We start from the raw sequence: 13403 nt of genomic DNA, 5'->3' as shown, positions 1-13403 counted from the left end.
CGTGCTTGTGGCCGCCGGACGGTTCCGCTCTCTGATCCCGGAATTCTTCGGCGCCGGCGCGTGGAGCGACTTGCGGCAGAGCGCCCGATGGGTGTCGTCGCGTGTGGATCGATTCGGGGCGGTGGGTTGGACGCGTCGCAGCGCCGGGGCTGACGCGCTTGTGTGTTGCGGTGGTGGCTCGGCGGGCCTTCTGATCGCCGGGGGTGTTCGGGGGTGCGGGGGGCGGGCTAGTTTCCCGCCATGGCGACTTCCAGACTGAACGGCCGGGTCATCGTGATCACTGGGGCCGCGAGCGGCATCGGGTCCGCGACCGCGGGCCGCCTGGCGGACCGGGGCGCGCGGGTGGTGCTGCTCGACCGCGACGGCGAGGCGGTCCGCCGGCGCGCGGCGGAGCTCGGCGATCCCGCCGCCGCGTTCGAGGTGGACGTGACCGACGCCGACGGCCTGCGCCGCGTCATGGACGAGGTCGCGGAACGGCGGGGCCGCATCGACGCGGTCGTGGCGAACGCGGGTGTCAGCGGTCCCGTCGCGACCGTCGCCGCTGTGGCGCCCGCCGAGTTCGAGCGAGTGATCGAGGTGGACCTCCTCGGCGTCTGGCGGACGGTCCGCGCCGCCCTCCCGCACGTCCGGGCCCGGCGCGGCTACGTGCTGATGACGTCCTCGATCGCCGCCGCGATCCCGTGCCCGACCGTCGCGGCGTACGCGGCGGCGAAAGCGGGCATCGAGGCGTTCGGCCGGGCGCTGCGGATCGAGCTGGCGCACACCGGCACGCAGGTCGGCATCGCCTACTTCGGCGCCGTGGACACCGGGCTCGTCCGCGGCCTCATGGCGGACCGGCCCGCGCTGGCCGGTCTGGACAGGATGCCGCGCCGCCTCGGCGCGCCGATCTCCGTCGAGCGCGCGGGCGCCGCGATGGCCGCCGGGATCGAGCACCGCTCCCGTACCGTCCACGCGCCCTGGTGGGTGCCCGCGCTGCTCGCCGCCCGTTCGCCGCTCGCCCTCGCGGACCCGTTCGCGGCGCGCGTCCCCGCGCTGGCCAGGCTCATCGCCGACGCGGGCCGGCCCGGCTGAGCGCGGGACCGCGGAGGGCTCCGACTGGGGCGCGCGCCGGTCAAACCGGCAAAGGACGCCGATCTTGGGTGAGGGGGTTTGCCGGGGATTCCCAATAGGCGTGATCAGGGCTTCGTGTCATCTTGATGCCAATCATCCGGTGATCCTGGTCGGTGGCACGGCAATCCCCGCCCGTCCCGCTCCGTGCTCTCGCTGCGGTCCAGGGCCGATCGCAAGGGAGAGCACATGAATTGGCGCCGAAAGGTGCTGGCCTCCGCGACCGCTCTCGTGATGGCCGGGGCCGGGCTGGCCGCCTTCCAGGCACCCGCGTCCGCCACGCCGTTGGAGCTGGTCAACTTCCAGCTCCGTCCCGCGAGCAACGCCGCCGAGCTGCGGCAGCGGGTCGCCGAGCTCGACCAGACGCTGGTCAGGAAGGGCGTCGGCGACATCATGAACGACCTCAACCGCCAGGACGACAGGCCGATCACGTACGGCGCGCCCTGCGAGGAGGCGGCCGTGGACGACGACGTCCCGCGGCCGGCCATCACCAGGAGCCTGTGCTTCAACGACGCCGACAACGTGATCCCCATCTGGTACCCGCAGGGCGTGACGACGGTCGCGGACGCGCAGGCCGACCAGGTCTGGGGGACCTCCAGCAAGCCCGTCCTCGTCACGTGGTACGACCACAACGACGACGACGGCGTGGACAGCGACGGCGACGGCTACGACACCGACGAGCAGATCAGAGGCGTCCGCGTCTCGTTCATGAACCCCGACACCGGCGCGTACCGGCACGTGCTGCTGGTCTACCCGTTCACCAACGCCTCGGGGAACGTCAGCTACATGAGCCTGCGCACGGCGCAGACCGGCGAGTCGCTGTCGCTGCACGCGGGCGGCATCGTCTGGTACGGCAACTTCCTCTACGTCGCCGACACCGCGCGCGGGTTCCGGGTGTTCGACATGCGCCACATCTACGACCTCGGCGACTCCGAGAACGGCACGACCGCCGAGGAGGGGAAGATCGGCAGGCAGGACGGCACGTACTACGGGCACGGCTACCGCTACATCATGCCGGAGGTCAACGCCTGGACCCACACGGCGCCGACCGGCGAGAAGTGCACCGTGCGGGACGGCTCGCCGCAGTTCTCCTACGTCGGCCTCGACCGCAGCGGGACCGACCACCTCACCGCCGGCGAGTACTGCGACAAGGACGAGGAGGTCAACGGCCGCGTCGCCGCGTGGCCCATCGCGGGCGCCACCTCCAACGGCGAGCAGAACATCTCCTCGACGTACCGCTGGAACGCCGATGCCACGTACAACCTGCCCGCCTCCAACATCCAGGGGGCCGTCAGGTTCAACGGCAAGTGGTACCTGAGCCAGAGCAACGGGCAGAACGCGGGAAGCCTGCTCAAGACCAAGGCCGTCAGCTCCGCCACGGGGACCCTTGAGACCGATGTGCAGAAACCGCTGAGCATCGGTCCCGAGGACCTCTCGCACTGGCCGGGCGGGACCGAGACCAGCCCGACGCTATCCACCCTCTGGACCGTGAGCGAGCACCCGGGCAAACGCATGGTGTACGGCGTCTACGCCCCTGCCGACTGACGATCGTTCCGCGGCGCCCCCAGTACGACTGGGGGCGCCCTCTCTTGCGGTGGTCGTCGGTGGAGGCCGAGCCCGCACCGGCCCGGCGGCGCCTGCCGGGTGGTGGGCTGGAAGGTGACGGGGGGTTCTCGGGAAGGTGAACGCGGGGTCCCCAACGGAAAACCGGGGCAAAGATATGGACTGCGAACGAAGATAACAAGAATCGTCGTACGCGACTCTATGTACCTTTTCTCTTTCGGGGGCATGAACCGCCGAATGGGGGATTCGGGTGACGGAAGGGCCGGAGACGCGTGGTGAGCTGGGGGCCGACACGGCGCCGGAGCTGGCCGACCTGCGGGGGGCCGCGCACGATCGCGCGATGCTCGCCGAGGCGCGGGTCGTCCTCGCGGGACGGCTCGGCGTCCCGCCGGGCGAGGCGCTCCAGCATCTGATCTGGCTGGCCCGCGACCTCGACCTGGAGCTGCGGGAGGCGGCGGAGCTGGTGGTCGGGGTCCGCGCCCCGGAGGAGAGCCGGGCCGGGGAGATCGCGGGCACGCAGGCGCCCGCGCCCCGTACGGCCGAGACGGTGCAGGAGGAGCCGACCCCGGAGGCCGAGGAGATCCTGCGGCAGATCACCGCGGTGGACACCCGCGGCGACGCCGAGATCGTCTCCGCGCTGCCCGACGACCCCGAGGCGCGGGCGGTGCTGGACTCCTCGATCGACGGCGCGGCGCACCTGGTGCCCGTCCGCGACGAGGAGGGCCGCGTCGTGGACCTGCTGTACGCGAACCTGAACTCGGGGGCGCGGGACCTGTTCGGCCGGGGCGCCGCCGAGCTGTCCGGGCTGCGGCTGCTGCGCACCGACCCGGGCGCGGCGCTGAGCGGCCTGTTCGAGGAGTACGTGAACGTGATGGAGACCGGCGTGCCGCACGAGCGGGAGCCGTTCCTCTACTCGACCGCGCAGGAGGGCCTGTCCCGCACGTCCCGGATGAGCGTGCGCTGCGCCCCCGTCCCGACCGGCGTGTGCGTGGTGTGGCGCTACCACCACGACGAGGACCGGCTGCACCGGAGGCTGGAACGGGTCGAGCGGCTCGCCCAGCTCGGCTTCGGCGAGTGGGACCTGGTCACCGGCGAGGCCGACTGGACGCCGCAGATGGCGGCGAACTACGGGCTGGACCTGACCGAGGAGCCGCCGCTCCCGCACGACCTGCCGAAGGTCGTCGCCGAGGAGGACATGCCGCTGGTCGAGGAGGCCGTGCAGACGCTGTTCTCCCGCAAGGAGCCGGTCGAGTTCGAGCACCGCGTCACCACGTCGGAGGGCCGCCGCAACCTGTGGGTGTTCGCCGAGCCCGTGCTGGACGAGTCGGGCCTGCCCGTCTCGATCAACATCGTGTCCCAGGACATCACCCGGCGGCGCGGCGTCGAGCAGGCGCTCGCCGAGACGCGCCGCGAGATGCTCCGCCAGCAGGCCAGCATCGCGCAGGAGCGCCGCGTCGCGGTCACCCTGCGCCGCGCGATCCTGCCGGACGTCCACCAGGTCGAGCAGATCCCCGGCCTGGAGATCGGGATCCGCAGCCTCTCGGCGGAGAGCGCCGCGCGGATCGGCGGCGACTGGTTCGCGACCCGCGCGCTGCCGGACGGCCGCGGCCTGTTCGCCATCGGCGACGCCGCCGGGCACGGACTGCCCGCGGCGGCGAACATGGCGAGGACCCGCAACGGCCTGCTCGGCCTCGCCTACACCGGGCAGCCCGCGGGGCAGCTCCTCGGCTACCTGAACGAGCTCGTCAGCGACCTCCAGTCGGCCACCGGGACCGCGATCATCGCGTACTTCGACCCGCGCCGCCGGCTCGTGCAGTGGAGCTGCGCCGGGCACCCGCCGCCGATCCTCGTGCGGGACGGGATGGCGGCCCCCCTGGAGGTCGACCCGGAGCCGATGCTCGGGGCGTTCTCCGGCTTCGACTACTCGACGCTGTCGACCCGGCTGGTGAGCGGCGACCTGCTGTTCCTCTACACCGACGGGCTGGTCGAGCGCCGGGACGCCGACCTGGACAAGCGGATCGAGCGGCTCACCACCATCCTGCGGGACACCGCGGGCGACCCCGACGCCGTCCTGGACGAGGTCCTGGACCGGATGGACTTCGACAGGGCCGCCGACGACACCACCCTGTTCGCCCTGCGCGTCGACTGAGCCCCCGCGGCGATGGCGTGTGGCGTACGTCACCATGGGGCGCCCGGGGGTGAGTGGTGTGGTGCTGGTCACGTGACGCCCGGCCCTAAGGGCCGGGGCGGCCTTTCCGCCGGTGCCGCGGAAAGGCGATCTTGGTTGCGCGCAATGCGTCCGCTCGCCCTTCCTCCGCGCGGTTCCAGAAGATCGGGAAGGTCCGGAGGGGGCGGGGCGTTGAAGGTTTCTTGATGGGGCTTTAGGTCCCCGAGGGCATCCTTGATGCCTGGTTTGCATTTTGCGCGAAGGTTGATACCTTCTGTCCCGAATCTGCGGCGCGTTCCATGCGCCGCCGCGGTCATCCAGTTGACCGCAGGTCGCGAGGCGAAGTGGCCCGCGACGCGCGAGCGATCCACGCCGCGCCCAGCTCACTGAGATCAATCCGAAAAAGCCGGTGCCGCGCCTGCGGCACCAAGGCCGAGTCCGCGTTCTCCGCCACGGCGGGGGACGGGGAGCCGGGGACCCAGTTCATTGGGGTGAATCGGCGCTCCATCGCGTGCGCCGTAGGGCTCTTCCATGCCCGAATCCGTCAGCTAACCCGGTAGGCGTCATGGGAGACAAGGAGATTCTCTGCATGCCCGTGCTCAAGAGCTTCAACCCCCTGTCCAGTGAAGAGCGCGCCATCGGCATCGGCGTCGGCGCCGTTCTCGCCGGAACCCTCGGTTTCGCCCTGATCAACCCGTTCAGCGCGAACGCCGAGACCCCCGCTCTCGCGGCCGAGGCCGCGAAGGCCCCCGCCAGCGCCGGGAAGGCCGCTGGAAAGGACGCCTCCGCCAAGGAGAAGGGCGGCGAGAAGCTGTCGCGGCTCGCCGAGGCCCGCAAGGAGGGCTACGCGGTCGTACCGCACCGCGTGAAGCCGTCCGCCGTGGTCAAGCTGGCCGAGGAGCAGGTCGGCACCAAGGAGGGCAAGGGCGGCCAGACCAAGTACCACCGCTGGTACGTCTCGACCCCGAACGCCGAGCGCACCGCCCGCCGCGACGGCGGCAGCGTCTCCGAGTACAACGGCGCCGAATGGTGCAACATGTTCGTCTCCTGGGTCGGCGCCCAGCTCGGCGTCAAGGACATGGGCTGGGACGCCTACACCGTCGAGCACGCCAAGTGGCTGGAGCGCAACGGCCGCTGGGGCCACACCGCCAGGCCCGGCGCGGTCGTGTTCTTCGACTGGCAGAACGGCTCGCGCGGCGGCATCGACGACATCGACCACGTCGGCCTCGTCGCCAAGGACAACGGCGACGGCACGATCAGCACGGTCGAGGGCAACACCGACAACCAGGTCCAGCGCAAGGTCCGCGACAAGTCGCAGGTGGTCGGCTACGGCTACCCCGACTACGCCAAGTAGGACCGGCGAACCCCGCGCACCGCGCGGGAGCGATTCCCACGAACCATCCTGGAATCCCGCAAGGGAAGGCGCCCGGCACCCCCGCCGGGCGCCTTCCCGCGTTTCAGGGCTTCTGACTGGTTCATCGCCCTTTCCCGGGTGAGGGCGGGTAATGCCAAACGTTGAGAGGTTTTGGGTGCTCTTGCCGCGCCGTCCGCCGGTTCCTGGAAAGGGATCGGGTGTACGCCGGACTTGCGGAGGGGATGCCGATGCGGGCGCGCCCGGATGTCAGCGTCGTGGTGATCGCCTACAACGACGAGCGGCGGCTGCCCCGGGCGGTGGGCTCGGCGCTCGGGCAGTCCCTCGGGGGCGTCGAGGTGGTCGTGGTGGACGACGCGAGCACCGACGGGACGGGCGACGTGGCCGAACGGCTCGCGGCCGAGCACCCGGGCCGGGTCCGCGCCGAGCGGCTCCCCGTCAACTCCGGGGGCTGCGGCCGTCCGCGCAACGTCGGGGTCGAGCGCTCCAGCGGCCGGTACGTGATGTTCCTCGACAGCGACGACCTGCTGGACCGGCACGCCTGCCTCAATCTGCTGTCGGCCGCCGAGGAGACCGGCGCCGACCTCGTCTCGGGCCTGTGCGCCCGCGTCCACCTGGACCGGGGGAGCGGGCGGGTGCGCCCCTGGTACCCGTGGCTGTACGAGCGCCGCGCCGTGTACGGCTCGCTCCGCGACAACCCCGACATGCTCTACGACACCCTGTCCACCAACAAGGCGTACCGGCGGGGGTTCCTGGAGGGGCGCGGCCTGCGCTTCGTGGAGCGGCTGCACTACGAGGACCTGCTGTTCACCGCCGAGGCGTACCTCGCCGCGGACCGTACCGCCGTGATCCCGCACCGCGTCTACAACTGGCTGGTGGAACGGCGCGAGGGCGCCCAGTCGATCTCCAACCGGCGCGCCGAGCTGGCCAACTTCGCCGACCGGCTGGAGATCCACCGGCGCATCGACGGGCTGTTCGCCGAGCGCGGCGCGGGGGAGCTGAAGCTCGCCAAGGACGCCAAGTTCGTCAACCACGACCTGCTGCTGTACCTGCGGGAGCTGCGCAACCGCGACCCGGAGTACCGGGACGGCTTCCTCGACCTGGCGGCCGGGTACCTGGCCGAGCTGGACCCGCGCGTGTACGAGGCCGCGAACCCGATGCCCGCGATCGCCGCGTACCTGGTGCGGGAGGGCGACCGCGAGGGGGCCCTCGCCGCCGCCGAGTACGGCCGCGGCAGGCGCCCGGAGATCCGCGCCGCGCTGGCGGAGCGCGGCGGGCGGATCTACTGGGGCGGGGCCCGCCCGCTGGAGCCGGTCGGGCGGCGCGTGCTCGACGTCACCGGCTTCGGGTTCCACCGCCGGCCGCTCGCCGAGCTGCGCCCGGCCAACACGGTGACGGAGCTGGAGGCGCGGGGCCGCCGCGCCCGCGTCGCCGGGCGCGTCCTCAACCCGCTCGGGCGCGTCGCCGAAGGAGCCGAGCTGCGCGGGACGGTCGAGTTCTACGACCGGCGCCGCCCGTCCCGTTCGGGCGCGGTCCGTGCGGACGTCGCGCACGAGGGCGACCGGCTCGCGTGGAGCGCCGACCTGGACCCGGCGCGGCGGATCCGCCCGCTCGGGTTCGCCGATCCGGTCTGGGACCTGCGGGTGCGGATCTCGGCGGACGGCCAGGAGATGGTCACCCGCCCGAGCGAGGGGCCGGAGTCGCCCGGCCTGGACGGCGTCGTGCTGCCCGTGCGGCCCCGGCTGACGCGGCTCGCCGGCGACGGGCTCCGCTCGTACGTCACCGAGGCGGGGCACGTCGCGTTCCGCCTCGAAGGGCGGCGCCCGCTGAGCAGGCTCGCGCAGGCCGCGGTGCACCGCGCCGCCCGCTCGCGCGCGGGACGTTCCGCCTGGCGGCGCGTCCGCCGGGCGCGGCACACCGCCCGCCGCGCCCTGACGTCACGCGGGACGAAGGTCATGCTGTTCAACCGGGTGCTGACGCGGCTGCCGGTCCGTACCGGCTCGGTCGTGTTCGAGAGCCATCTCGGCACGAGGTACGCCGACAACCCCAAGTACATCCACCGGGAGCTGCGGCGTTCGGGACGGCCGGTCCGGGCGATCTGGTCGTACGCCGCGTCGCCGAAGGGGTTCCCGAAGGACGCCGAGCTCGTACGGCGCGGATCGTGGGCCTACTACCTGGCGCTGGCGCGCGCGGAGTTCTGGATCGACAACCAGGGGTTCCCGGACGGCCTGCGCAAGCGGCGCGCGACCACCTACCTCCAGACCTGGCACGGCTCGGCGTTCAAGCCGATGGGGTACGACCAGCAGCACCTGAAGGAGGGTGCGGAGGGGGAGCGGGCGCGGCTGCGCCGCATGGTCGACCGGTACGACTGCTTCCTCGTCCGCTCCGACCACGACGTCGGCACCCTCGCGCGGGGCCTCGGCGTCCGCTCCGAGCTGCTCGCCGCCGGTTATCCGCGCAACGACCCGCTCGTCAACGGCGTGGACGGCGACCCGGAACTCGCCGCGGAGGTGGACGAGCTGCGCCGCACCCTCCGCCTCGGAGACGACGGCCGCCGCGCCGTGCTGTACGCGCCGACGTTCCGGCGGGGCCCGGACGGGCGACCGGTCAGGGAGACGCAGGTCCCGATCGACCCCGAACGGTTCGCCCGCGAGCTCGGCCGGGACCTGGTCCTGCTGGTCCGCCCCCACTACCTGTGCGGCGCGGACCTCCCGCCGTCGGCCCGCTGCGCGATCCGCGACGTCGGCGCCGTACCGGACGTGACGCCGCTGCTGCTGATCGCGGACGCGCTGATCACCGACCATTCGTCGATCATGTTCGACTACGCGCTGCTCGACCGGCCGATGCTGTTCCACCTGCCGGACGAGGAGGCGTTCGGCACCGGCTACTTCGACCTCACCGCGCACGCCCCCGGACCGATCACCCGCACCGAGGGCGAGCTGGTCACCGCGCTGTCGCGGCTGGAGGCCGACGCCCCGGCGCACGCCGCGCGCCGCCGCGCGTTCGTCGCGCGGTTCGGCGAGCACGACCGGGGGACCGCCGCCCGCACGATCGTCGACCGCTACTTCCCCGAACGGCCCGCCCGCGGGCACGGCCGCGCCGCCGGCGGGCGCCGCCGCGCGCGGGACGGCGGCACCGAGAGCAGGAGGACCGGACGTGCCCGAACCCCGTGACGTGTTCATCGTCTGCAACAACATCGACGGCATGGGCGGCCTCCAGCGGTGGGCCCGCCACATCGCGGGCCTGTTCGCCGCGCGCGGCCACCGCGTCACGCTCGTCGGCGTGACCCGCGCGCCCGAACCCCACCCGTACGAACCGGACGGCTCGTTCACCGAGGTCGTCCTGCACGACGAGTGGCGGCCTCCCGCGCTCGCCTGGCGCGCCGGGACGCTCCGCAAGCGGCTGAACGTCGCGGCGCGCGGGCGCGACCTGTGGCGCACGGCCGGCGTGCGGCGCGGCGCGGGCCGGCTCTCGGAACTGTTCGCGCGGGCGGAGCCGGGCGCGGTCGTGATCGTCGCGCAGGTCTGGGCGATGGAGTGGGTACGCAGCGCCGACACGACCGGCCTGAAGGTCGTCGGGATGAGCCACGAGTCGTACGCGGCGTCGCGCTCCTCGTCCCGGCACCGCAGGGTGAAGGAGCACTTCACGGGCGCGGACCGGTTCCTCGCGCTCACCGCCGAGGACGCCGACGCGTGGGCGCGCGCCGGGATGACCAACGCCGACCACATGCCGAACCCGCTGCACGTCGCGCCCGGCTTCCTCGCCCCCGGCTCGGTGACGCCCGGCGCCGCCGCGCCGCTCGGCTCGCCGGTGGTGGCGTCCGTCGGGCGGCTGTCGCGCGAGAAGGGCAACGAGCTGCTGCTGGAGGCGTGGGAACGCGCCGACGCCCGGCACCGCGGCTGGAGCCTGCACGTGTACGGCGGCGGCCCCCAGGAGGACGAGTTGCGCGCGCAGGCCGACGCGGCGGGCATCGCCGGATCGGTCGAGTTCCGGGGCGTCACCTCCGACGTGGAGGCCGCGCTGACGGGGGCGTCGGTGTTCGCGCTGCCGTCGCGGGCCGAGGGGTTCCCGATGTCGGTGCTGGAGTCGATGGCGTTCGGGCTGCCGACGGTCGCGTTCGACTGCGCGCCGGGCGTGCGCGAGCTGCTCGACGACGGGGAGACGGGCCTGCTGGTGCGGCCCGGCGACACCGCCGCGTTCGCCGCGGCGCTCGACCGCCTGGTGGACGACGCCGAGCTGCGCCGCCGCATGGGCGCGGCGGCGCGCGGCTCGGTGCAGCGGTTCCGCCCCGACCGGGTGCTCGACCGCTGGGAGCGCCTCTTCTCCCTGCTGCACAGCGACGTCCCACCGCAGCGCTCCCCGGCGGGCGGTGAGGCGGAGGCGTCCCGGATCGCTCGACCGGTCCAGTGAATACGATGTGAAGTGGTCTAAGCGATTGGTCCGGTGGGGCCGTAGCGTCGTGGCATGACCAGCGACACGAACGTTTCGAACACCGTCCTGACGACCCTGCTGCACCTCGTTCCGCCGTTCCTGCCGGAGGGGGCGGAGGTGATGACGATGACGGTCGAGCTGCCGCCCGGCGACGCGGGGACGCCGCCGCACCGGCACTCCGGGCCCGTGTTCGGCTACCTCACCGAGGGCGAGATGGTCTTCGAGCTGGAGGGCGAGCCGGAGCGGGTCATCCGGGCCGGCGAGGCGTTCTGGGAGCCCGGCGGCGACGTGATCCACTACCAGGCGGCCAACAACCTGGCCGACGCGTGGACCCGGTTCGTCGTGGTGATGATCGGCGTCCCCGGGAGCCGATGCTCACCCTCGTCGGAGCGGACGAGCTGGAGGCCCGCAGCGACCGCCGCGCTCCGCGTCCGGTGAAGGGGGCCTGACCGTGCACGTGTTCCTGGCCGGGGCGACCGGCGTCCTCGGGCGGCGGATCGTTCCGCGGCTGCTGGCGGACGGGCACCGCGTCACCGCCCTGGTACGCGACGACGCGGGGGCGGCGGCCGTGGAGGCGGCGGGCGCGACGCCTGCCCGCGCGGACGCGTTCGACGCGGGCGCGCTCGCCCGCGCCGTCGCCGGAGCCGCGCCCGACGCCGTGATGCACCAGCTCACCGACCTCGCCCGGGGCGACAGCTCGGCGAACGCCCACATGCGCCGGACCGGCACGCGCAACCTCGTGGACGCCGCCAAGGCCGCGGGCGTCCGCCGCGTCGTGGCCCAGAGCATCGCGTGGGTGTACGAGCCGGGGCCCGGACCGGCGGACGAGGCGACCCCGCTCGACCTCGGCGCGGCGCCCCCCAGGCGGACGACGGTCGAGGGCGTCGCGGCGCTGGAGACGGCGGTCCGCGAACTGCCCGAGTGGGTCGTTCTGCGCTACGGGCTGCTGTACGGGCCGGACACCTGGTACACGCCCGGGGGGCTGATGGCCGCCAAGGCGAAGGCGGGGGAACTGGTCGCGGGCGGCGACGTCAGCAGCTTCGTCCACGTGGACGACGCCGCCGACGCCGCGGTCCGCGCGCTCGGCTGGCCGTCCGGTCCCGTGAACGTCTGCGACGACGAGCCGCTGGCCGCGCGGGAGTGGCTCCCCGCGTTCTGCCGGGCGGTCGGCGCGCCCCCGCCTCCCGCGTCGGACGCCCCCGCGACGGCGCGGCGCGCGGCGCGAGCAACCGGTACGCGCGCGAACGGCTCGGCTGGACGCCCGCGCACCCGGTGTTCAGCCCGTGAGGCCGTGGACCTCGACCAGCTTGGCCAGCGCGTCGAGGGCACGGCGCCACGCGTGCGGCGGCGGGGCCGCGTAACCGAGCACGAGCGCCGCCGGCCGCTCGACTGGGCGCGCACCGGACGCCCCGGTGGGCGTCCCGGCAGGGGAGTCGTGCCAGTAGCCGAGGGTGTGCAGGCCGTGCAGCCGGATCCCGGCGGACGCACCGGCCTCGACCAGCCGCCGTTCGTGGGCCGCCGACCCGACCGGGAGCAGGGCGTGCAGGCCCGCCGGCACGCCGTGCAGCGGGACGGGCAGCCGCCGGGCCAGCTCCGCGCGGCGGCGCCGGTGCGCCAGCCGGGCGCGCCGGATGTGGCGGTCGTAGCCGCCGTTGCCGACCAGCTCGGCGAACGCGAGCTGCTCGGCCACCGGCGCACCGGTCCCGGCCTCCTCGGCGGCCAGGGCCAGCGGCTCGCGCAGGTCCGGCGGCACGACCAGCCACGCCAGCCGCATCCCCGGGGCGAGGGTCTTGCTGGCGCTGCCCGCGAACACGACCCGTTCGGGCGCGAGCGCCTGCAACGCGCCGACCGGCTGCTGGTCGTAGCGGAACTCGCCGTCGTAGTCGTCCTCGATCAGGTACGCGCCGCGCCGCCGCGCCCACCCGGCGAAGGCCGCCCGGCGCTCCGGCGCCAGCACGACGCCCATCGGATGCTGGTGGGCCGGGGTGAGCAGGGCCGCGCCGGTGCCGGCGGTCAGCCCGCCCGGGTCCGCCCCGCCGGCGTCCACCGGCAGCGGGACCGTCGCCATGCCCGCCGCGCGCAGCAGCTCCCGGTGGCGGCCGAGGCCGGGGTCCTCGGTCGCCACCTCCCGGACGCCGAGCGTCCGCAGCGCCCGCGCGAGCAGCGCGAGCCCGCCCGCGAAGCCGCCGCCGACGACGGCCACGCCGCGCGGGTCGGCCCGGACGCCCCGGGCCCGCGCGACGTACTCCGCGATCGCCTCGCGGACCGCGGGCAGGCCGAGGGGCGGCGGGTAGTCCCACACCTCGGGCCCCGCCGCCGCGAGGGCCCGGCGCACGGCCGCGACCCACGCCGTACGGGGGAACGAGGTGAGATCGGGGCGGCCGGGCCGCAGGTCGACCAGGTCCGGGGGGCGTTCCCCGGCGGCGTCGCGGCGGGGCTCGTCGCCGCCGCCGACCGTCGGCGCGGCGGACACGCGCGTGCCGGAACCGGGCGTGCCGACCAGCCAGCCCTCGGCGACGAGCTGGGTGTACGCCTGGACGACCGTCCCCCGCGAGATCCCGAGGTCGGCGGCCAGGGTGCGGGTGCCGGGCAGCGGCGTCCCCGCGGGCAGCCGCCCGGAGCGCACCGCGTCGCGCAGCGCCGCCTCCAGCGAGCGCCCGACGCCGCCGCGCCCGCGCTCGACGCCGAGCAGGAGGTCGAGCCCCGCCCCGCCAGGATTGCCCACGGGACGATCCTAGGCCGCGGCACGATTCTTTCTAACAA

At 74.1% G+C, this 13403-nt stretch carries 9 protein-coding genes, 1 pseudogene and 1 riboswitch; of the genes and pseudogenes, 9 read left to right on the top strand and 1 reads right to left on the bottom strand.

The window, feature by feature from the left end; all coding sequences use genetic code 11:
- Positions 1-240: 240 nt before the first annotated feature.
- The 9 genes and pseudogenes from GEV43_RS44545 (at position 241) to GEV43_RS52880 (ending at position 11927) form a co-directional block, all read left to right on the top strand.
- Complete coding sequence (locus GEV43_RS44545; RefSeq protein WP_160826636.1) at positions 241-1071, top strand: short-chain dehydrogenase/reductase; 831 nt, start codon at positions 241-243, stop codon at positions 1069-1071.
- A 225-nt stretch (positions 1072-1296) separates the two neighbouring features.
- Positions 1297-2652, top strand: a complete 1356-nt coding sequence (locus tag GEV43_RS44540) for a hypothetical protein (RefSeq protein WP_160826635.1) — start codon at positions 1297-1299, stop codon at positions 2650-2652.
- A gap of 268 nt (positions 2653-2920) precedes the next feature.
- Positions 2921-4819, top strand: coding sequence for a SpoIIE family protein phosphatase (locus GEV43_RS44535; RefSeq protein WP_309240317.1), 1899 nt, complete (start codon positions 2921-2923; stop codon positions 4817-4819).
- A 438-nt stretch (positions 4820-5257) separates the two neighbouring features.
- A riboswitch (cyclic di-AMP (ydaO/yuaA leader) is annotated at positions 5258-5416 on the top strand.
- Between the two features lie 10 nt (positions 5417-5426).
- Entirely contained in the window at positions 5427-6191 is a 765-nt protein-coding gene (locus GEV43_RS44530) for a CHAP domain-containing protein (RefSeq protein ID WP_160826634.1), read from the top strand.
- 218 nt (positions 6192-6409) lie between these two features.
- Positions 6410-9382: a CDP-glycerol glycerophosphotransferase family protein gene (locus GEV43_RS44525; protein WP_309240316.1), complete on the top strand. Its 2973-nt coding sequence runs from the start codon at positions 6410-6412 to the stop codon at positions 9380-9382.
- Positions 9366-10619 (top strand): glycosyltransferase, encoded by a 1254-nt coding sequence (locus GEV43_RS44520; protein ID WP_309240315.1) that lies wholly within the window; start codon positions 9366-9368, stop codon positions 10617-10619. Before GEV43_RS44525 ends, GEV43_RS44520 begins: the two co-directional genes overlap by 17 nt.
- A 54-nt stretch (positions 10620-10673) precedes the next feature.
- Positions 10674-11078, top strand: coding sequence for a cupin domain-containing protein (locus tag GEV43_RS44515; protein ID WP_206681709.1), 405 nt, complete (start codon positions 10674-10676; stop codon positions 11076-11078).
- 13 nt (positions 11079-11091) lie between these two features.
- A pseudogene (locus tag GEV43_RS52885) lies at positions 11092-11673 on the top strand (NAD-dependent epimerase/dehydratase family protein); the annotation flags it as partial.
- A gap of 107 nt (positions 11674-11780) precedes the next feature.
- Positions 11781-11927 carry a hypothetical protein gene (locus GEV43_RS52880; protein WP_241684517.1) on the top strand — a complete coding sequence of 49 codons (147 nt, stop codon included), beginning with the start codon at positions 11781-11783 and terminating at the stop codon, positions 11925-11927.
- Here the strand turns inward: GEV43_RS52880 and GEV43_RS44505 are convergent.
- A complete protein-coding gene (locus tag GEV43_RS44505) occupies positions 11917-13365 on the bottom strand; it encodes a PLP-dependent aminotransferase family protein (protein ID WP_160826633.1) in 1449 nt (482 codons plus the stop codon). The two genes, GEV43_RS52880 and GEV43_RS44505, sit on opposite strands and share 11 nt — an antisense overlap.
- Between the last annotated feature and the right edge of the window lie 38 nt (positions 13366-13403).

It is taken from the genome of Actinomadura sp. J1-007 (assembly GCF_009793335.1).
GTDB classification, from domain to species: Bacteria; Actinomycetota; Actinomycetes; order Streptosporangiales; family Streptosporangiaceae; genus Spirillospora; species Spirillospora yumaensis.
This window is presented reverse-complemented; position numbering and strand designations above follow the sequence as displayed.